General features: G+C 66.0%; 21 protein-coding genes. 20 read left to right on the top strand and 1 reads right to left on the bottom strand.

Annotated features, from left to right (window positions below):
• Nucleotides 1–4 precede the first annotated feature (4 nt).
• The 18 genes from hrcA to rsmA all read left to right on the top strand — a co-directional run bounded on the left by hrcA (nt 5) and on the right by rsmA (nt 17,617).
• Nucleotides 5–1,048 (top strand): heat-inducible transcriptional repressor HrcA, encoded by a 1,044-nt coding sequence (gene hrcA, locus RMP10_RS11500; protein ID WP_309668947.1) that lies wholly within the window; start codon nt 5–7, stop codon nt 1,046–1,048.
• A 151-nt stretch (nt 1,049–1,199) separates the two neighbouring features.
• Nucleotides 1,200–2,330, top strand: coding sequence for a molecular chaperone DnaJ (gene dnaJ, locus RMP10_RS11495; RefSeq protein WP_310570399.1), 1,131 nt, complete (start codon nt 1,200–1,202; stop codon nt 2,328–2,330).
• Entirely contained in the window at nt 2,323–3,168 is an 846-nt protein-coding gene (locus tag RMP10_RS11490) for a 50S ribosomal protein L11 methyltransferase (RefSeq protein ID WP_310570398.1), read from the top strand. Before dnaJ ends, RMP10_RS11490 begins: the two co-directional genes overlap by 8 nt.
• Nucleotides 3,141–3,923, top strand: coding sequence for a 16S rRNA (uracil(1498)-N(3))-methyltransferase (locus RMP10_RS11485; RefSeq protein WP_310570397.1), 783 nt, complete (start codon nt 3,141–3,143; stop codon nt 3,921–3,923). Before RMP10_RS11490 ends, RMP10_RS11485 begins: the two co-directional genes overlap by 28 nt.
• Nucleotides 3,923–4,264, top strand: a complete 342-nt coding sequence (locus tag RMP10_RS11480) for an HIT domain-containing protein (protein WP_310570396.1) — start codon at nt 3,923–3,925, stop codon at nt 4,262–4,264. Before RMP10_RS11485 ends, RMP10_RS11480 begins: the two co-directional genes overlap by 1 nt.
• A gap of 124 nt (nt 4,265–4,388) precedes the next feature.
• The gene (gene rpsU / locus RMP10_RS11475; protein ID WP_171224322.1) at nt 4,389–4,577 is read left to right on the top strand and encodes a 30S ribosomal protein S21; all 189 of its coding nucleotides are present in this window, start codon (nt 4,389–4,391) and stop codon (nt 4,575–4,577) included.
• A complete protein-coding gene (locus RMP10_RS11470; RefSeq protein ID WP_310570395.1) occupies nt 4,574–5,035 on the top strand; it encodes a GatB/YqeY domain-containing protein in 462 nt (153 codons plus the stop codon). The genes rpsU and RMP10_RS11470 overlap by 4 nt, the downstream gene beginning before the upstream one ends.
• A 132-nt stretch (nt 5,036–5,167) precedes the next feature.
• Nucleotides 5,168–7,612, top strand: coding sequence for an endonuclease MutS2 (locus tag RMP10_RS11465; protein ID WP_310570394.1), 2,445 nt, complete (start codon nt 5,168–5,170; stop codon nt 7,610–7,612).
• Nucleotides 7,609–9,534 (top strand): DNA primase, encoded by a 1,926-nt coding sequence (dnaG, locus tag RMP10_RS11460; RefSeq protein ID WP_310570393.1) that lies wholly within the window; start codon nt 7,609–7,611, stop codon nt 9,532–9,534. Before RMP10_RS11465 ends, dnaG begins: the two co-directional genes overlap by 4 nt.
• 38 nt (nt 9,535–9,572) lie before the next feature.
• Nucleotides 9,573–10,304, top strand: coding sequence for a hypothetical protein (locus RMP10_RS11455; RefSeq protein WP_309673244.1), 732 nt, complete (start codon nt 9,573–9,575; stop codon nt 10,302–10,304).
• Between the two features lie 82 nt (nt 10,305–10,386).
• The gene (gene recJ / locus RMP10_RS11450; protein ID WP_310570392.1) at nt 10,387–12,177 is read left to right on the top strand and encodes a single-stranded-DNA-specific exonuclease RecJ; all 1,791 of its coding nucleotides are present in this window, start codon (nt 10,387–10,389) and stop codon (nt 12,175–12,177) included.
• A 3-nt stretch (nt 12,178–12,180) separates the two neighbouring features.
• Nucleotides 12,181–12,702, top strand: a complete 522-nt coding sequence (gene rsmD / locus RMP10_RS11445; RefSeq protein WP_309673246.1) for a 16S rRNA (guanine(966)-N(2))-methyltransferase RsmD — start codon at nt 12,181–12,183, stop codon at nt 12,700–12,702.
• Nucleotides 12,699–13,211, top strand: a complete 513-nt coding sequence (gene coaD / locus RMP10_RS11440) for a pantetheine-phosphate adenylyltransferase (RefSeq protein WP_309673247.1) — start codon at nt 12,699–12,701, stop codon at nt 13,209–13,211. The genes rsmD and coaD overlap by 4 nt, the downstream gene beginning before the upstream one ends.
• Nucleotides 13,208–14,245: a phosphate acyltransferase gene (locus RMP10_RS11435; protein WP_310570391.1), complete on the top strand. Its 1,038-nt coding sequence runs from the start codon at nt 13,208–13,210 to the stop codon at nt 14,243–14,245. Before coaD ends, RMP10_RS11435 begins: the two co-directional genes overlap by 4 nt.
• Before the next feature lie 7 nt (nt 14,246–14,252).
• Nucleotides 14,253–14,585 (top strand): STAS domain-containing protein, encoded by a 333-nt coding sequence (locus RMP10_RS11430; protein ID WP_171224331.1) that lies wholly within the window; start codon nt 14,253–14,255, stop codon nt 14,583–14,585.
• Between the two features lie 52 nt (nt 14,586–14,637).
• Nucleotides 14,638–15,099 carry an ATP-binding protein gene (locus RMP10_RS11425; protein ID WP_310570390.1) on the top strand — a complete coding sequence of 154 codons (462 nt, stop codon included), beginning with the start codon at nt 14,638–14,640 and terminating at the stop codon, nt 15,097–15,099.
• Nucleotides 15,096–16,751, top strand: a complete 1,656-nt coding sequence (locus tag RMP10_RS11420) for a SpoIIE family protein phosphatase (protein WP_310570389.1) — start codon at nt 15,096–15,098, stop codon at nt 16,749–16,751. The genes RMP10_RS11425 and RMP10_RS11420 overlap by 4 nt, the downstream gene beginning before the upstream one ends.
• Nucleotides 16,748–17,617: a 16S rRNA (adenine(1518)-N(6)/adenine(1519)-N(6))-dimethyltransferase RsmA gene (gene rsmA / locus RMP10_RS11415; protein WP_310570388.1), complete on the top strand. Its 870-nt coding sequence runs from the start codon at nt 16,748–16,750 to the stop codon at nt 17,615–17,617. The genes RMP10_RS11420 and rsmA overlap by 4 nt, the downstream gene beginning before the upstream one ends.
• Here the strand turns inward: rsmA and RMP10_RS11410 are convergent.
• Nucleotides 17,583–18,224 (bottom strand): redox-sensing transcriptional repressor Rex, encoded by a 642-nt coding sequence (locus RMP10_RS11410; RefSeq protein WP_309673255.1) that lies wholly within the window; start codon nt 18,222–18,224, stop codon nt 17,583–17,585. The two genes, rsmA and RMP10_RS11410, sit on opposite strands and share 35 nt — an antisense overlap.
• A 94-nt stretch (nt 18,225–18,318) precedes the next feature.
• Between RMP10_RS11410 and RMP10_RS11405 the strand changes: the two genes are divergently transcribed.
• On the top strand, nt 18,319–19,239 hold the full coding sequence (locus tag RMP10_RS11405) for an exonuclease domain-containing protein (RefSeq protein ID WP_309673256.1): 921 nt from the start codon (nt 18,319–18,321) through the stop codon (nt 19,237–19,239).
• Nucleotides 19,236–20,111: an MBL fold metallo-hydrolase gene (locus RMP10_RS11400; protein ID WP_310570387.1), complete on the top strand. Its 876-nt coding sequence runs from the start codon at nt 19,236–19,238 to the stop codon at nt 20,109–20,111. The genes RMP10_RS11405 and RMP10_RS11400 overlap by 4 nt, the downstream gene beginning before the upstream one ends.
• The last annotated feature ends 265 nt before the right edge of the window (nt 20,112–20,376 follow it).

The following is a 20,376-nucleotide window of genomic DNA, read 5'->3' as shown; positions in this document are numbered from 1 at the left end:
ACTTATGGCTATTAGCGGGGAGCTCTCCGAGCGGGAGCGTCAGGTACTGGAAGCGGTGATCCATAGCTACGTGGCAACGGCCGAGCCCGCGGGTTCGCGCACGCTATCGCGTCGCTTCGGCTTGGGCATCTCTCCGGCGACCATCCGCAACACGATGAGCGATCTCGAAGAGAAAGGCTTTCTCTTTCACCCGCACACGTCAGCCGGACGCGTTCCCACCGACAAGGCGTACCGCGTGTACGTCGACTCGCTGATGCGGGTGGAGACCATTACTGGCGATGCGCAACGACGATTACATGCCGACATCTCCGCCGGCGGTTCGGCGATCGAAGCGATTCTCCGTCGAGCGGCCCAATCCCTCGGCGTGTTGACGCAGGAACTTGGCGTCGCCCTCGGCCCTCGGTTTGAACGGGCCACATTGCGACAGGTCGAGCTCGTGCGCATGTCGTCTGAGCGCCTGCTGATGGTGCTCACGCTGCAGGGTGGCGCCGTGCGCACCGTGTTCGTCGAAGTACCGGGCGTGATCGCCGACGAAGCCCTGATCGAGGTCACGATCGTGCTCAACGAGCGACTCTCCGGGCTCACGCTCGAGCAGGTGCGCACCTCGCTCGCCTCACGGCTCCGCGATGTGCACCTGAAGCCGGAAACCGCCGAGTTGCTGCACATCTTTGTGCAGGAGGGGGAGCAGGCGTTCGGCCGGGTGGCGGATCCGCTGGAGACGGTGGTGTTGGGCCAGCCGTCGTTGTTGGCCGATCAGCCGGAGTTCGCGAGCGGCGAGCGCCTGCGGCAGCTGATCGAGCTCACGGAAACCCGACAACAGGTAGCCTCGTTGCTGGAGGCGAAGCCGGGGGCAAACGGTATCTCGATCACGATCGGGAACGAGCATGGTGACCCGCGACTGGAGCCGTTTACGGTGGTGACGGCCGAGTATCAGGCAGGATCGCTCAGCGGGGTGATCGGCGTCATCGGTCCCACGCGAATGCCATACGACAAGGTGATCGCGCTGGTCGGTCACACGTCCCGTCTCGTGTCCGATTTGCTGTGCTGACCGTCCCTCCCCTCGCTTCAGGCGGGCGGAGCGGTCGATATTTCCGATAGGTTTTTCACTACGACGTTGAATTCACCGACGGGCGTCCGGTTTCCGGCACCCGTCGTTCGACTGCGCCGCCCACTGGCAGCGCGTTTTTCCGGGTTTCGACATGGCCGATTTTTACGCGGTACTGAGTGTGCCGCGCGATGCATCCGACGACGACATCAAGAAGGCGTATCGTCGCCTGGCAATGCAGTGGCACCCTGACCGCAATGCGGGCGCGAAGGAGGCCGAAGAGAAGTTCAAGACGATCACCGAAGCGTACGACGTGCTGCGTGATCCGCAGAAGCGCGCTGCCTTCGATCGGTACGGCGAGGCAGGACTTCGGGGAGCGCAACAGCAACAATACGAGCACGTCGATCTGTCGGAGGCGCTGAACATCTTCATGCGCGACTTCGGTGGCTTCGGTGACCTGTTCGGTGGGCAGGGGGGCGGTCGTCGGAACGGGCCGCGTACGGGTGCTGATGTGAAGCTGCCGCTCCCGCTCACGCTGACCGAAGTGGCGACGGGCGTGGAAAAAACCGTTGTGCTCAAGGTGCTCGAGGCGTGCGACAAGTGCGACGGATCTGGTGCCGAGCCGGGCACGAAGCCGCAAACCTGCAACACCTGCGGTGGCGCTGGTGAAGTGCGACGCGCCCAGCGCTCGTTCTTCGGCCAGTTCGTGTCGGTGGCACCGTGTCCGACCTGCGCCGGTGAGGGCGTCGTCGTCTCGTCGCCGTGCAAGAAGTGTCGCGGTGAAGGACGCGCGAGGTCGGAGCGTACGCTCAAGATCCAAGTGCCGGCTGGTGTGGCGACCGGACAGTACATGACGCTCCGTGGCGCGGGCAACGTTGGCCCGCGTGGCGGCACCAAGGGCGATGTGCTCGTGGTGTTCGAGGTGGAAGACGATGAGCGTTTTGATCGCGATGGCGAGGACCTGTTCTGCGAAGCGCTGGTCACGTACTCACAACTCGTGTTCGGCGCCGATATCCGCGTTCCCGGGCTCACGGGTGATCTCTCGTTGCGCGTGCCGACGGGCACGCAAAGTGGCACCGTGTTTCATCTGCGCGGACGCGGACTGCCGCGTGTGAACGCGTCCGGTACGGGCGACCTGCACGTGAAGGTGCAGCTCTGGACGCCACAGGATGTCGAGGGTGACGAGAAGGCCGTGATCGAGCGGCTTGGCACCCTGCAAGGGCAAGCGCCGGCGCAGCGCGAGAAGGGCTTCTGGTCGAAGATGAAGGAGGCGCTCGGTGCTTGAGGCGTCGTTACGCTGGGTCAGCGTGCGGGTCAGCCCGGGAGTCGACGTCGGCAGTCGCGATGCCTGCCTCGCCGCACTCTTCGCGGTCGGTGCGCAGGGCGTGCATGAAGATGGGGCATCGCTCGTCACGCACTTTCCGCCGTCAACCGATCTCGAAGCCGTCCACATCGCGCTGACCGAAGCCGACGAGGGCGTCACAATCGAGACGGCACCGGTGCCCGACATCGATTGGAGCGAAGCCTGGAAGTCGCGCATCAATGCGCACGACCTTGGCTCGCTCACCGTTACGCCGCCGTGGCTTGCCGAGGGCCGCGATCCGGCGCGTACGATCGTGATCGAGCCCGGGATGGCTTTCGGCACCGGCGAGCATGCCACGACGCGTGGCGTGGTCCGACTGCTGCCGACGGTCATGCGTGATGGCGATATCGTCGCCGACCTCGGCGCGGGCAGTGCTGTCCTGGCGATCGCAGCGGCCAAGCTCGGAGCGTCGCGTGTGTATGCGGTCGAGCTCGACGGCGAAGCGATTCCGGATGCCGAGCAGAACGTGCTTCGCAACGGTGTTGCGGATCGCGTGCATGTCTTTGAGGCCGACGCCGGTGCGCTGCTGCCGTTGTTGGCGCCAGTTCGGGTCGTACTGGCGAACATTATTTCGTCGGTGTTGGTCGAACTGCTGCCGATTATCGCCGAGTCGCTCACGGACGATGGCGGCGCGATCCTGAGCGGCATCCTGCAGGAGGAGCGCGAGGAGATGCTCGGCGTCTTGGCGGCCACCGGATGGCGCGTGCTCGATGAGGATGCGGAGGACATCTGGTGGTCGGTCTCGATCGCGAGGGTGTAGCCGCCGGACGTCCGAACTTCGTCACGACCGAGCCCTTTGCGGTCGGGGCGACGTGCGTGTTGGACGAACACGCGGCGCGACACATGCGAGTGCTGCGACTCGACTCCGGAGCGGTGGTCGGCGTCCGTGACGGGCATGGACACGTGGGAGTCGGTCAGCTCGTTCGCCTCACGAAGACGCAGGCGCACGTCGAGATCAGCGACGCCGAGCTCATCGCGCCGCTCCCCGAGGTGCATCTGCTGGTGCCCGTGGCTGACCGCGACCGGATGTTGTGGCTGGCTGAGAAAGCCTGTGAGCTGGGCTGCACGAGCTGGCGACCTGTCCTGTGGCGGCGGTCGCGCAGTGTCTCACCGCGCGGGGAGGGCGTCGCCTTCCAGCAGAAAGTCATGGCGCGGATGTCGAGCGCGTTGGCGCAGTCGGAAGGGGCTTGGCTCCCGCAACCCTTTCCTGAGGCGCCACTCGAACGTGCGCTGCTGGCCGCACCTCCGGGGGACCGTATTGTGCTTGATCCAACAGGAACTCCCATGGTTGGCCCGGCTGCGGCGCCCCTGCAGGAGCCCGTCGTGTTGGCGATCGGCCCGGAGGGCGGCATCGAGGCGGATGAACTCGCGGCGCTGGTGGCTGCCGGCTTCCGCCCGGTTCGGCTTGGGCCGACCATCCTCCGGTTCGAGACCGCCGCTGTCGGGGCGCTGGCCATCGCCCGGACGGCGCTTGGTACCCTGTCCGCTTCTCCTTCTCCGCTTCGGGAGTCCTGATGTCCGACGCCTGCATCTTCTGCCGCATCGTGGGTGGATCGATTCCGGCCACGCTCGTGGCCAGCAACGACCACGCGGTCGCGTTTCGCGACCTCCATCCCCAGGCGCCGTCGCACCTACTGGTGATTCCGCGGCGTCACGTGGCGTCGCTGGCCGAGGCCACCGATGCGGCCGAACTCGGGGCGCTGCTGCTGCTGGCGGCCGAGGTTGCGCGGTCGGAAGGGTTAGCGGAAACGGGGTATCGGGTGGTTGCCAATACCGGGAATGACGGCGGCCAAACGGTGCACCATCTCCATTTGCACGTGCTGGGCGGGCGGGCGATGCAGTGGCCGCCGGGATAATTGGTCGCCATCCCTCCGGAATTATCGTACTTTGCGCCTTGACCTCCCTCCTCGGGCTGGGTAGGATTTAAGGCTGTCGTTCTATCGCAACGTGTCTGTCACGCCATCATTTACGAGGTTTCGTTTGTCCGAAGTCATCATCCACGAGGACGAGAATTTTGAGCGTGCGCTCAAGCGCTTCAAGAAGAAGTGCGAAAAGGCCGGCATTCTGTCCGACCTGCGCAAGCATCGTCATTATGAGAAGCCCTCGGAGAAGCGCAAGCGCAAGATGAACGCGGCCGTCCGCAAGAATCGGCGCACCCGTAACGGGTGAGCGGTTTCGTGGATGTCGGCGGTTCGTTGCTGCCACGGTTGCAGCGTGATCAAGCCAATGCACGACGGGAGCAGCTGAAGGATCGCGTGCTCCTCCTTGGAATGATCATTTCCGAGGTCAAGAACAGAGAGATCGAACTCCGCCGTGATGCGACCGACGATGACGTCATCGACGTCATCCGGAAGGGCATCAAAAAGCGGCGCGAGTCCGTCGAGCTCTACGGCAAAGCTGGGCGAACGGACCTCCTCGAGAAGGAACAGAGCGAGGTCACGGCCCTCGAAGTGTATTTGCCCGCCGAAGTCGATCCTGAAGAATTGCGCGCCGCCGTTCGAGCAGCGATGCAGGGTGGAGCGGCCAACATTGGTGCCGTGATGGCCAAGGTGATGCCGCAGTTCAAGGGACGGGTGGAAGGCGGTACGATCAACGCAATCGTGCGTGAGGAACTCGCGCGCGGGTGACAACGACAACGCACGACACGTCGTGGCGAGCCGAATGACAGCACACAGCAGGATTCGAACCCGGACTAGCGCCCTCGGCGGTCCGGGTTCGTGCCGTTTCAGCCCTGCCGCACACCGACGGGCACCCTTGGTATGATGAACGCGCACGCCCTCGGCATCCTCGAGTTCCCGCGCATGCTCGCGCACGTCGCGGGTCGCGCGAACTCCGGCCCTGGCGCGGCCGCCGTCCGCACGCTCGCTCCTCGACGCGATCGTGCGTGGATCGAGGCCGAGCATGGGCGCGTCGCCGCGATGCGCGCGCTCGTCTCGTCGGAGCTCGCCTGGCCGACCGAGCCGATTCCGGAATTGGGCGAGCCGCTGCGCCGACTGCGTATCGAAGGGCTCACCTGGACGGCGCTCGAACTCTTGCAAGGTGCCACCCTGATCCGCTCCTCGCGTCGCGTGCGTGACGCGCTGCGTGATCCACGACGGCCGCGCATCACGGTCGCGTACCTGCAAGCGTATCTCGATCAGCTCATCGACCTGCGGTCGCTCGAAGAAGCGATTGCTCGGGCGATCTCCGATGACGGCACCGTCCGCGACGACGCGTCGCCCGCGCTCCGTCGCGTACGTCGTGAGCTCCGCCAGACCGAGGGCGAGCTTGTGCGCTTGCTCGAGCGCGAGATGGCCAAGCTCGAGTCACACCATCAAGTGAGCGATCTATCGGTCACGATGCGCAATGGCCGCTGGGTCATGCCGATGCGCCGCGAAGCGCGCGGTTATGTGGGTGGCATCGTGCACGACAGTTCGGGAACCGGCGCCACGATCTTCGTGGAACCGCCCGCCGCAGTGGAGTTCGGCAACCGTGTGCGCGAGCTCGAGATCGAAGAACTGCGTGAAGTCGAACGCGTGCTTCGCGAACTCACCGAGCAGCTGCACCCGTATCACGATCAGCTGATCGCCGCGTTCCATGCGCTCGTCGCGCTCGACTCACTGTATGCCCGCGCGCGGTACGCGATCGAGGCCAGCTGCGCGCCGTTGGCGTTCTGCGCGCCAGCCGAAGGACTCGCGATCGTCGACGGACGCCATCCGCTGCTGCTCTCGCGCGGCACACCGGTAGTGCCGTTCGATCTGACGCTGTTCGAGCAGGAGCGGACCCTGCTCGTTTCCGGTCCGAACACCGGCGGCAAGACCGTCCTGCTGAAGGCGATCGGTTTGCTGAGTGCACTCGCACAGGCGGGAATCCCGGTACCGGTCGGTGCGACGAGTCGGCTGCCCGTGTTCGACGATGTCTTCGCCGACGTCGGCGACGAGCAGAGCATCGAGGCCAGCCTCTCGACCTTCAGCGCGCACCTCAAGAACCTCGGCGAGATTCTGCGCTCGGCCACGCCCGACTCGTTGGTGTTGATCGACGAACTCGGCTCGGGCACCGATCCGGCCGAAGGTGCGGCGCTCGGTGGTTCCATTCTCGAAACGCTCACGCGCCGATCGGCGACGACCATCGCGACGACGCACCTTGGACAGCTCAAGCTGCTGGCGACCGAAGTGGATGGCGTGGTGAATGCGTCGCTGCAGTTCGATGCCGTGCAGTTGGCGCCGACGTATCGATTGCTGAAGGGCATTCCCGGTCGCAGTTATGGCCTGAGCATCGCCCGTCGTCTGCAGTTGCCGGAAGACATCATCGTGCGCGCCGAGGAGCGGTTACCACACGGCGAGCGCGATCTCGCCGTGCTGCTCTCTGACGTAGAGGCGCGAGACGGTGCGCTCGGTGCGCGCCAGCAGGTGATGGACCGCGAACAGGAGAAGTTGCGCGCGCGCTTGGCAACGGTCACCGATCGTGAGCTCAAGGTGCGCGAGCGCGAACGTGAGGCGGAGAAGTCGGCCCGTCAGGAGGCGCGCAAGTATCTGCTGGAAGCGCGCGGTCAGGTTGAGCGCGCGATTGCCGAGATCCGTGCGAAGGCCGGTGAACAGGCGGAAGCGCTTGAAGCGTCGGCACGCGCGGCGCGACGCGCCGTTGAAGAGGCGGCCACCGCGCAGGGACTCGCCGTTGAAGCCGTGCAGCAGCGCGCTGCGCGCGAGAAGGTCCGCACGCAGGTACGCCAGGCCGTCGACGTGGCTACGCCGCGTGCCGGCACGCCACAGAAGGCGCAGCAGCCGTTGGCCGAGGGTGATCGCGTGCTGGTGGGCACGCTCGACAACAAGAGCGGGCAGGTGCTCTCGGTGCGAGGCAAGGAAGCGCGCGTCGTGGTGGGGTCACTCACGGTGACCGTGCCGGTGTCGACGCTCGCGCGGTCGTCCGCGCCGCCGCCGCCGGCGGTGAAGGCCACGTACGCCGGCAGTATTCCCGAAGCCGATCCGCTGCGTGAAGTCGATCTGCGCGGACTGCGCGTGGATGAAGTCGACGATCAGGTGCTCCAAGCGCTCGATGCCGCCGTACGCTCCGACATGCGCGAGCTGCGTATCATTCACGGTAAGGGGACCGGCGCGCTGCGATCCCGTGTGGGAGAGATGCTCAAGAAGGACACGCGGGTGGCGGGCTTCCGGCTGGGCGCGTGGAATGAGGGTGGCGCCGGCGTCACCGTGGCCGAGCTCACGTGATTTCCGACGAAATCATTGAGCGCGTGCGCACGGCGGCTGATATCGTGCAGATTATCAGCGAGTTCGTGCCGCTCAAGCGCGCCGGTGGTGACTATCGCGGACCGTGTCCGTTCCATGGTGGCACGAATCCGAATTTCTCCGTGTCGCCAAAGCGTGGGAGCTACCACTGCTTCGTGTGCCACGAAAGCGGTGACGTGTTCTCGTTCGTACGGAAGCGTCTCGGCCTCGATTGGCCCTCCGCCGTCAAGATGATCGGTGAGCGTGTCGGCATCGAAGTGGTCGACGTACCGATGCGCGCGCAGGCGCCCGATCCGAACGCGCCGAACTTCGAAGTCCTCGCGGCTGCCGCCGAGTGGTTTCAGCGACAGCTCACCGAAGAAGCGACCGGGCGCGATGCGCGGTCGTATTTACAGCAGCGCCAACTCGACGAAGCCGCATGGGAACGCTTCGGACTTGGTTTCGCCCCGCGCGATCTGCAGGCGCTGCGCCGGTATCTGCATTCGCTCGGCGCCGATGACGCGCGCCTGATCGAAGCCGGCTTGTTCGTCGTGCGGGAAGGCGAGACCGAACCGCGCCCGCGCTTTCGTGGACGTCTGATGTTCCCGATTCTCGACGAGATGGGTCGGCATGTCGGCTTCGGCGGCCGTGCGCTCGGCGACGACACACCGAAGTATCTGAACAGTCCGGAGTCGGTGGTCTTTCAGAAGCGAAAGACCTTGTACAACATGCACACCGCGAAACAGGCCATGCGCCGTGCGGGTCGTGCCATCGTGGTGGAGGGCTATCTCGATGCGATTCGACTGGTGCTGGTCGGCATCGAAGAAGTCGTGGCCCCCCTCGGTACCGCGCTGACCGATGAACAGGCGCAGTTGCTGGTGCGATACGCGCCCGAAGTCTTCCTGTTGTACGACAGCGATGAGGCGGGGCAGAAGGCGACCTTTCGGTCCGGTTTGGAGTTGCTCGGGCACAAGGCCACCGTTCGTGTTGTCACGCTGCCCGAGAACGAAGATCCGGACACGTTCGTCCGTGATCAGGGCCGCGCGGCGATGGATACGCAACTCGGCTTGGCGATCGACCTCTTCGACCGACAGGTGCAGATGCTCGAGCGTCTCGGATGGTTCTCCGATCTGCGCCGGCGTCGCATCGCGATCGACAAGTTGCTGCCCACCATTCGTGCGGCCCGCGATCCGCTGACGCGCGACCTGTACCTGGCACGACTCGCCGATGTGTCGCACCTCGACAAGGTGACGCTATCGACGGAAGCCGACGCGGTGACGGAGCAGGGACGGCGCCGTGCGCCCGGCGGGCCGCCGGAGCGGAGTTCCGATGAGCCGATGCCCGCGTTCGAAGGGCCGCCGGTGGATTCCGAACCGGCACCACTACCGCCTCCCGACGGCGACAAGCCCGTTTGGAAGTCGCGCAAGAACAGCAGGTACGGCGGCGGGCCGGAGTGGAAGACCACCAACATTCCGCCTCGCCCGCGTCGGGACGAACCGGTGGAACGTTCACTCGTGCGCGCGATGTTGGCAGATCGCGGGATCGCCGAACGCGTTGCCGAGCGGCATCCGCCGATTTCCTTCCGGCACGCGCAGTACGGTGCCCTCTTTGCGGCGCTACTCAACGCGCCGATGCACGATGATCTGGACCAGATCGCCGACCGCTTGGCCCCGGACGCGCTCGCGGTGCTGCGCGAGCTCACCGATGGGGCCGTTGCGATCAATGTGGAGGCTTCGGACATCGGGCTCAGTCTCAGCAAGCTCGACGCACGTGTGTTGGAATTCCGGGTCGATGAGATCCGTGAGGCGATGCGAACTGCAACGCGAGAAGCGCAGGACGCGTTGATGAAGGAGCGCCTTGAACTCGAGGCCGAAATCCGTCGGCTCTTGCCTATCCGCAGTCCGCGGGCTAAACCGAAGGGGTGACGGTCGATCATCGACCTGATCTCCCTCCTGGAGGTGTAGTGAATACCGAACTGCAAGCACTGTTGATCGTCCAGCAGGACGATGAAGTCATACGCGCCATCGAGGCGCGGCGTGATGCGCTGGCCCCTCGTCTCGCGACGCTCGACAAGGCGCGAAAACGGGCGGCCGATGAGGTGTCCCGTACGGAAGGCGCGCTCGAGCGCGAGCTGGAGAAGCACCGGGCGATCGAAGCACGCCTCGTCGAGCACAAGGCCCGCCATGACAAGAACGTCGAGGTCCTGAATTCGGCGCAGAAGCTGAAGGAAGTCACCGCCGCCGCCGCGCAGGTCGAAGCGGCACGCAAGGTGGTCGCCGACGAAGAGAGTGAGTCGTTGGCGATCTCGCGTCGCATCGTCGACCTGCGCAACGCCCTCGCCGTGCACCGCGAGGTGCTCGAGCGCACGTCGTCCGATCAAGAAGCGGCGCGTTCGACGCTGGCCGCTGAGATCGCGGTCATCGACAAGGAGCTCGGTGTCGCACGGGCCAAGCGGAACAAGTCGTCCGAGGGCGTGGGCAAGTCGCTCCTCAGCAAGTACGATCGCGTACAGGCCCGTCGCCGGACGATCGTCGTGTTCCAGCTGCACGATGACTTCTCGTGTGGGAGCTGCGACACGTCGATCCCGCTGCAGCGTCGGCTGCCGATGTCCACTGGCGCCATCATCGAACCCTGTGAAGGGTGTGGCTGCCTGCTGTACTACATCCCCGCGCCGCCGGCGGCGGTACAGGGCTGAATTGAGGTAGGTCGGCCGCGTCGGGGGTATGCGTGCACCGTTTCGGGTGCACCCCCCGCCGCTCTGCCGGTACATTGCGGGTGTGACTGCGTCCTCCCGTTCTCAACTCGACCGCCGCCTCGAAGGCGCCCCCCTTTCCGCCTCTCTCCAGCCGGCGCGTCTGCGGCCGGAAGCGCGGTGGATCGCCACGGTCCCTGCCGCCGGCGAGGGCGTGCGGAGCCTGATGCAGGCCTTGCTCCTCCCCGAGCCCGTGTGCCGTCTGTTGGTGGCCCGCGGCTACGGCGACGTGGAGGCCGCGAAACGGTTTCTGCGTCCGCGCCTCGAGCATCTTTCGGCGCCCGACACGTTGCGTGACTTGCCGAGGGCTGTCGAGCGTATCGCCGATGCCGTACGGGCCCAGGAAACGATTTTCGTGCACGGGGACTACGACGTCGACGGCATGAGTTCGACGGCCCTCATGGTGCGGGTGCTCCGAGGGCTCGGGGCCGAGCACGTCGTACCGTTCGTGCCCAATCGACTCACGGACGGCTACGATCTTGGCCGCGCCGGTGTGGAAGCCGCGCAGCGCGCCGGCGCCACGCTGGTGGTGACGTGCGACTGCGGTACGAGTGCCTGCGACCCAGTGGCCTCGCTCAACGCGTCCGGTATCGATGTGATCATCACCGATCACCACTTGCCCAGTCACGCGTTGCCCGCGGCGTACGCGATCTGCAATCCACGGCATCCCGAGTGCACGTCCGCTGACAAGGACTTGGCGGCGGTCGGCGTGGCCTACAAGATCGCGCTGGCCCTGTGCGAGGCGTTCAACGTGTCGCCGGCGCTCGCCCACCGTCAGCTCGATCTCGTGGCGTTGGCCACGATCGCCGACGTGGCGCCGCTGCGTGGCGAAAATCGCGTCATGGTGCGCTACGGCCTGAAATTGTTGGCCGAAACCACGCACCCCGGTTTGCGGGCGCTGATCCGCTCGTCCGGTCTCGAGGGCAAGCCGCTGACCGCTGGACGGGTCGGCTTTGTGCTGGCACCGCGCTTAAACGCGGCCGGTCGCATCGCGGATGCGAAGCTCGGACTCAAGCTGCTCCTCGCCGAGCGCGAGGATGAAGCGAACGTGATCGCGCGAGAACTCGAAGAGCTCAATCGCGCGCGTCAGGAGCTGGATCGTGCGGTGCTCGATGATGCGATGCGCCAGGTCGACGCGCCGGGCATGGGCGATCGCTATGCGTATGTCTTGTCGCGCGAAGGTTGGCATGCGGGTGTCATCGGTATCGTGGCGTCGCGCATCGTGGAGCAGACCGCGCGCCCGGCCGTGCTCGTCGCGGTGCAGGATGGTATCGGGAAGGGGTCGGGTCGCTCGATCAGTGCGTTCGACCTGCATGGGGCGCTGGGGGACTGCGCGATGCACTTTCAGCGCTTCGGCGGACACCGTGCGGCGGCGGGCCTCACCATGGATGCCGCGCAGCTTCCGGCATTCACCGAACGCTTCGACGAGGTCGCGCGCGCGCGGCTCAGGCCCGACGATCTCGTGCCAGAACTGCGCGTGGATCTCGAGGTCCCGATCGACAGCGTCGGCGAGGAGCTCGAGGCCCTGGTGCGGCACTTCGAACCCTTCGGCATCGGAAATCCCTCACCGCTGTTTCGCACCACGGGTGTGCATCTGGCCGCCGCCCCGCGGAAGGTCGGCGGCGACGGACTCAAGCTGTCCATCGACGGAGGGCACGGCACCCTTGAAGCCATCGGCTGGGGGATGTCGGCGCTCGCTCCGACGCTGAGCGTATCGCGCCCCGTAGACCTCGCCTATCGGCTCGACCGCGATGAGTATCGTGGCGTGTCGCGCCTTCAACTACGGGTCGCCGGCGTGCGTCCCTGTTCGGAGTAGCTCGTGCGGATTATTTCAGGCAAGTGGCGCGGCCGTCGCCTCGACGCGCCCGAGGGTGGGGCGGTGCGTCCCACCGGCGATCGTGTGCGTGAGTCGTGGATGAGCATCGTGCACCAGCTTCTCCCCGAAGCGCGCGTCCTCGATCTGTGCGCGGGCAGCGGCGCGCTTGGCCTCGAGGCACTCTCTCGGGGCGCCGCCAGCTGTGATTTCGTCGAACAGTCGCCAAAGGTGCTCGCCGTTATCCGGGGCAACCTCGAAAAGCTGGGAGGACATCCTGAGGCGCATCTGCACCGCGAGGAGGCTGTGCAGTTCGTCGAGCGACTCTCGGCGGGCGCGTACGATATTGCCTTCGCAGACCCGCCGTATTCGGCCGAGACCGTGGAGCGGCTGGTCGATTGCTGGATGGCCGTCCCTTTCGCCAACGTGTTCGGCATTGAACATTCGTCCTCGGTGGTTCTGCCGGCGATCGGCGAAACCCGCCGTTACGGCTCCACGTCTCTGACCTTCTTCCGCGCCCCTTCGTGACGCCGTCCCCAGTCGCCTCCGCCGAGCGTGTCGCCCTGTACGCCGGTTCCTTCGATCCCATCACGCATGGGCACGAGGACCTGATCCGGCGTACACTGACGTTCACCGACCGGGTCATCGTCGCCGTGGCGAACAATGTGAGCAAGACGCCGCTCTTCTCGGTGGATGAGCGTCTGCGCTTCATCTCGGAGATCATGGGACCTGACAGCCGCATCGAAGTGCGCGCGTTCAGTGGCCTGCTGGTGGATTTTGCGCGTGACGTCGGGGCGCAGGTCAACGTGCGCGGTCTACGCGCGGTCAGCGATTTCGAATACGAGTTCCAGATGGCGCTGATGAATCGACATCTACTTCCCGAGATGGAAACGGTGTTCATGACGCCGTCGCTCGATACCACGTATATCAGCTCGAGTATGGTGCGCGAAGTGGCGCGCTTCGGTGGCGACGTGAGCGGACTCGTGCACCCGCTGGTCGGCAAGGCGCTCGTGACCCGATTCGCCGAGTTGCGATGAGTTCCATGCCGACATTCGACGATGCGGCCGGCACGTTTCTGCGATCTGTGCATGAACGGGCCGCGGCCGCGCCGCGCACGATTCTCTTTCCGGAAGCCACCGACATTCGGACGGTCGAGGCAGTGATCGCGCTCGGCAAGCTCGGGTCGGTGGTGCCGGTGCTCGTGCGACGCAATGATGCGCCGACCGGCGTCGTGCCCTCACGCGGGATCGAGATGATCGATCCGCTCATCGATGTGCGCACCCCGCGTGTGGTCGAGCATCTGCTGGCGCGTCGCGGTGCGAAGGGGCTGAGTCGCGAGGATGCTGAACGCCTGGCGCGAGATCCGCTGTACTTCGCCGATTCGCTGGTGGCGCTGGGCGAGGCGGATGGATGCGTGGCCGGGGCGGTGCACACGACCGCCGACGTCTTGCGCGCGGCTATCTGGACGATCGGCGCCGCGCCCGGCGTTCGGACCGTGTCGTCGTCATTCTATCTGATCGTGCCGCCGTTCCGTGGCGGCGCGACGGAGGTTCTCACGTTCACCGACTGCGCCGTCATTCCCGATCCGACCTCCCGTCAGCTGGCGGACATCGCGATCGCGGCCGCCGCCGATCGCCGCCGGATCGTGGGCGATGAGCCTCGCGTGGCATTCCTGTCGTACAGTACGGTGGGCAGCGCCGATGGACCCAGCGTCAGCAAGGTGCGCGAAGCGGTCTCGATCGTGCGCGCCGAGGCACCGGGCGTGATCGTCTCGGGCGAACTCCAGGCCGATGCGGCGCTCCTGCCGGAAATCGCGCGTCGAAAGGCGCCGGGAGAGGGAGCGGCCGGGACAGCGAACGTGCTCGTATTCCCGTCGCTCGACGCCGGGAACATCGCCTACAAGCTGGTGCAGCGCCTGGCGCATGGCACCGCCATCGGCCCGATCCTGCAGGGGCTGGCGCGCCCGTGCAGTGACTTGTCGCGGGGGGCCACCTCGCACGACATTGTGCATGTTGCGGCGATTACCGCGTTGCAGGCTGGCAATCACGCTCGTTCCTCCACCGCTTCCTGAGCGCCTCATGAGCTTCATTCTGGATCGCAACGACGACGTGCTGCTGGTGGATGTGGAAGGGCAGCTGGTGGTGACCAATCGTCAGGAGTTCAAGCAGGCGATTCTCGACGCCGTCGAGCAAGGCGCCCGCACGGTGGTGATCGACTTCGCCCGGTCTGGTTATATCGACAGCTCCGGACTGGGGGCGCTGGTCTCGCTGAGCAAGCGCGTTCGGGATGCGGGCGGCGACTTGCGGCTCGCGGGCCTGAATGAGGATCTGCGCACACTCTTCGAGCTGACTCGCCTCGACCAGCTTTTCCCGCTCTACGCGACTCGGGCCGACGCGCTCGCGGCGCGCTGACCGCGTGGCGACTCGCCTCAAGTCGCAACCCCTGCGGGTCGCGACGGACCCCATGACCGGCCCCTCTGCGCAGCCTGTGGTGCACTCTCCGACGCCACTGATCCGTCGATGGACAATCGCGTCCGATCTGACCTTGATCGAGCCCGTCGTCGAAACGATCGTCGCGCTCTGCGAGGCCGCCGGCTTTTCGGCGCGTCACTGCAAGCTCAACGTGCCGGTGGCAGTCACCGAGGCGATGGCCAACGCGATGCTGCGCGGTAACCGCAGCGAGCGGTCGCGAACCGTGGAGGTACGCGTCGAGCTCGACACGCAGTCACTGCGTGTCGACGTCACCGATGAGGGCGTGGGATTCGATCTGTCGACGCTGCAACAGAGCCCCGATGAGGCCGACTGGTTCGAGCGCGAGGATGGCCGCGGTGTCTTTCTCATGCGCACGTTGATGGATCGCGTGGAAAGCTCGGGGCCCGACGCCGAGACCGGCCATTGCATCCGCCTGATTCTCCACCGGACATGATCGAGGTCGCTGCGCTCCTGGCCGCGTTTCTCGAGGCCACCGGACGCGAGGCGGCCATCTGGGAACGACGCGACGGCGGATCGCCGATCCTGCTCGGGACGTCATCGTCGGCGTTCGCAACTCGCACCGAGCCGGGTGTCGGGGCGTGGGATGCAATCACGTGGGCGCAATTGCACGGCCTGCGGGCGCAGTTGGTGACCACTGGCGAGAGCGTTGGCTGGCTCTTTTCGGAGACGGGCGACTCGCCTGACGCCGATCGATTGCTGGCGCGTCTCGTGCCGCAGGTGCGCCGTCTCACGCGCGAGCGTGACGGCGCCACCGGTGAGCTGATCGAGCGCTACGAAGAGATCAGTCTGCTGTACGCCATCGGTGAGCTATTGGGCGGCACCACGTCAGTGGAGAATGTCGCCGATACGTTGCTGCGCGAACTGGCGGTAACCGTCGGCGCCACGCGGGCGGTTTTCCTGCAGAACAATCGCAACACTGCCGCCCTTGCGCCGATCGCCACGCTCGGTCTCGACGACGTGGAGTATCCTACGATCTCGTTCGATCAGGTTGGCCATATCGCGGTGACGGCGTACGGGAGTGCGGGTGCGATCACGGAGGAGGGCGCGGCCGCGCGCGAGTCCGATCCCGTGCTCACCGCGCGTGGGGGCGCGTTGCTGGCCGTGGCGATCACGCGGCCCAGCACCGGGGTCGGCATCACCGGCACGCATCAGATTCCGGTGCGTCGTGGAAACGTCGTCGAGCCGCGCACGCCGGTACCGCTTGGCGTGCTGGTGCTGGGCGGACGCGCCAATGGGCAGCCGTTCAGTGCCGGTGACCGCAAGTTGGCCGTGGCGGTTGGCACGCAAATCGGGACGGCGATGCACAACGCGTCGCTCGTCCGGGCGGCCGTCGAACGGCAGCAACTCGTGCGGGAGATGCGGCTCGCGCACGATCTGCAGCTCAAGTTGCTCCCCAAGCCGGCCGTGGTCGGCCCCGAAGCGCGCGCGGCAGCGAGACTGGTGCCGGCCGAGAGCGTGGGTGGCGATTTCTTCCTGCTGGCGCGTCTCGACCGGGACCGCACCGGCGTGCTGATCGGCGACGTCTCCGGTCATGGCTATCAGTCTGCGCTGGTGATGGCGCTGGCGCTCAGCGCGGCGGCGATTCACGTGCAGGCCGCCTTCGATCCATCGATTGCGCTCGATGCCGTGCGGCGGTCGCTCGAGGACGAACTGACCTCCACGGAAATGTCGATCACGATGTGCTATGCGGTGATCGATACGCGGGCTGGTGAAGTACGCTTCGCCAACGCTGGTCATCCGCACGCGTTTCGTGTCGGTGCCGACGGGCAGTGCGTGCGACTCACGGCGGTCGTGCCGCCGATCGGCTTCAGCGATGCTCCCATCGAGGAGTGCGTGATGTCGTGGCGTCGCGGCGATCGGCTGGTGCTGTTCACGGACGGCATCACCGATGCCCGAGATGCGCTGGATCAGCGGCTGGGTGAAGGTGCCGTGCTCGGCATGCTCGCGACGATGACGCACGGCGAATCGCCCGACGCCATGCTCGATGCGCTGTTCACGCAGGTAGAATCACACACACGCCGCACGGCGTTGCGCGATGATCTCGCCGCCGTCATCGTGGATCGTCCATTTGAGGAACGCACGTGAGTCAGAAACATGGATTTGGAACGCGCGGCGCCCGGCCTCCGCGTCCCGAAGGGGCACTGCCCGCGGCGCGGAAGCGGTTCGGTCAGCACTTCCTCAAAGACGCACGCGTGCTCGACAGCATCGTGGAGGCGCTCGGTCCGCTGGACGGGCGCACGGTCGTCGAGATCGGACCGGGCCGCGGCGCGCTGACCGATCGTCTCGTCGAGCGTGCGGGGCGGGTGATTGCGATCGAACTCGATCGCGATCTCGTGCAGCATCTGCGCACCCGCTACGCCGACCTGCCGCACGTCGAGATCGTGGAAGCCGACGTGCTGACCGTGTCGCTGCCGACGGTCGCGGGCGGCCCGTACGTGCTGGTGGGCAACGTGCCGTATTACATCACGACGCCGATCATCTTCCATGCGCTCGAACTACCGCGCCCCGACGTCGCGGTGTATCTGGTGCAGAAGGAAGTAGCCGAGCGCATGGCGGCACCGCCGGGTGACAAGACCTACGGTGCGTTGAGCGTGAACCTGCAGGCGGTCGTCGACGTCGAGATGGTGCGGCGCGTGCCTCCGTCCGCGTTCAATCCGCCGCCGACCGTTGATTCGGCGGTGGTGCGGGTCACACCGCGCGCGGTGCCGTCGGTCGAGCCCGAGATCGAAGAGCGGTTTCGCAGCTTCGTGCTGGCGGCGTTCGGGTTGCGCCGCAAACAACTCATTCGCGTGGTGCGCACCGTCGCGTCACTCGATGCGGAACGCGCGGCGGCCGTTCTGCAGGAAGCGGGTCTGCCGAACGAAGTGCGACCGGAAACGCTGACGCCCGCCGACTTTGCCCGACTGGTGCGCGCGCTTACGCCGCGCCCTGACTCGCCATCGCGTTCGTAAGGGCGAACGAGAGTCCTTCCAGTTCCATCGCCATGTTCACCGACTTGAGTGACACATGTGGCGGAACGGTGATCTGCGCCGGGGCGAAGTTCAGGATCGCCCGAATGCCGGCACCGACGAGTCGATCCACGACGTCCTGCGCATCGTCGGACGGTATCGCGAGCACCGCGATGGGCGCTTCTTCCCGCTGAATATCCTGCGCGAGATCGGCCATGTCGCGCACGATCGCTTCGCCCCACGGCTTGCCGATCTTGGTCGGATCGTTGTCGTACACGCCCACAATCTTGAAGCCGCGCTGCCGGAAGCCACGGTAGTTCGCCAGCGCCGCGCCGATCTTGCCGGCGCCGATGATGACCACCTTCCATTCCCGCTCGAGCCCGAGAATCTCCCGAAGGTGCGCCGTCAGTTCATGGACCGGGTAGCCAAGGCCACGCTTGCCGAAGGACCCGAAGAACGACAGATCTTTTCGTACCTGCGCCGGGGTTGTCCCGCACAGGTGCGCGAGCTCGTCACTGGAGGCCGTTTGCTGGCCCTGAGTGTCGAGATCTTCGAGGTACCGCAGGTACATCGAGAGGCGTCGGACGGTCGAATCGGCGATGCGTTTCACGGCAGAGTCGGTGGCTTGTGAAATTCTTCACAAAGGTAGACCGCGAACGCACGATTTACCAGCGGGGCCCGGTCCCGTCGCTATCTTCCGCCGCATGTCTCGCCCCACCACGCTCTCGGCGCGCGCCGCTCAGCGATTGGCGTCCGGTCCCCTCGACCCCGTCACGCTCATGTGCGACGTGTGCAAGGTGGACCGCCTACACGCCGATGCCGCCGAACGCATGGCCGTCGCGCTGCTCTCGAGTCATCCAGAGTTCGTGCGGCTCCCCAGTGGCCATTGGGCGCTCGCGTCGACCACGGCCTCGCCAGGCGGCGTATCGGCTTACACCGTGCGGGACGTCGACTGCGCGGGCAGCACACCGTCGGGGTCGCTGCTCGACGTGGACTTTGCCGTCGTCGACGTGGAAACCACCGGCACGAGCCCGACAGCGGGCGACAAGATCACCGAGATCGCGATCGCGCGCGTACGGGGCGGCGAGGTCGTCGACGTCTTTGCGCAGCTGGTCAATCCGCAGCGACCGATTCCGCCGTACATCACACAGCTCACGCGGATTTCATGGGAGATGGTGCGCGACCAGCCCACGTTCCGCGAGATCGCGCCCGCCGTGGTGGATCGGCTGGCTGGCCATGTGTTCACGGCCCACAATGCGGCCTTCGATTGGCGCTTTGTCGGCGAGGAACTCGACCGAGGCATCGGGCATCTGCTGGCCGGCCCAAAGCTGTGCACGGTGCGACTGGCGCGCGTCCTGCTGCCGGCGTTGCCGCGCAAGTCGCTCGACCACGTCACGCGTTACTTCGGCATCGAAATCGAAGCGCGGCACCGGGCCGAGGGCGATGCGGTGGCCACGGCGCAGGCGCTCGTCCGCATGCTGCGCATTGCCGAAGACGAGGGCGTGCGTTCCTGGCCCGCGCTCGAGAAAATGCTTTCCACGCCCACGGCGAAACGTCGGTCGACGGCGAGCGATCGCCGACGCCGTGCGTTTCCTCTTCCCGCCTCCGAGGACCACATCGCGTGAGTTTTCCGCATCCGCTGCTTGACACCCGTACGCTTGGTCGCTGGCGCATTCACGCCATTCAGGCCGGCGGACAGCAACTCGATGGCGGCGCCATGTTCGGCGTCGTCCCCAAGACCTTGTGGGAACGGCGCCTCGCGGCCGATGGCAAGAACCGCATACCGCTCGGGATGCGCTGTCTGCTCGTCGAACACGATGATGGCCTGGTCCTGATCGACACGGGGCTGGGCAACAAGGAGAATCCGAAGTTCCACGAGATCTACGGTGTGGAGAACGACGGCTCCGAAGGACGCACGGCCTTGGAGGATGGGATCCGGGAAGCCGGCTTCACGCCGGACGACGTGCGGCTCGTCATCAATACGCATCTTCATTTTGACCACGCGGGCGGCAACACCTGGCGAAATGCCGCCGGTGAAGTGCAGTCGACGTTCCCCAACGCGCGATTCGTGGTGCAGGCCGGCGAGCGCGCCTACGCCGAGCATCCGAATGAGCGGACCTCGGCCAGCTACTTCCCGGCCAACTGGGCGCCGATCGTGGCCGCCGACCGTTTCGATTGGATTACTGGCGACCGGGAGATCGTGCCGGGCATCTCGGTGCGGCTCACACCGGGACATACGCCGCACCACCAGAGCGTCATCCTGCAGTCCGGCGGCGAGACGGCGTGCTTTCTCGGGGATGTCGTTCCGACGTCGCATCACCTGCCGCTGCCATGGATCATGGGGTACGACGTGGAGCCGCTGGTCACGCTCGAGTCCAAGCGGTCCTTGCTGGCCGACGCCCTGCGCGACGACTGGCTCCTGATCTTCGAGCACGATGCGACCGTGGGGTTCGGGCGGGTGATGCACGACGGTAAAAGCTACCGGCTGGCAGAGTGAATCGCGCACGGAACCGGTGGCGCCCCTTGACGTTGCGCCCTGGGTGTCTACGTTTCTGAGGTTATCTCTGCCCTAGCAGCTCTTGGGCAGGTCCGAACACGGAAGTCGTTCCGTGTTCACAATTGAGAAGTGGACCGGCAGCGACGCCGGTCCCACCCTTCGGCCCTCACGTCAGGTTCAATCCTGCGGAGGTGTGCTGCTGGAGTCGATCGACACCGTGTCCCTCGTTCGCGCCCGTATTGGGTGTTGGACTGGGAGCCACACG

The sequence above is a fragment of the Gemmatimonas sp. genome, from assembly GCF_031426495.1.
GTDB lineage: Bacteria > Gemmatimonadota > Gemmatimonadetes > Gemmatimonadales > Gemmatimonadaceae > Gemmatimonas.
This window is presented reverse-complemented; position numbering and strand designations above follow the sequence as displayed.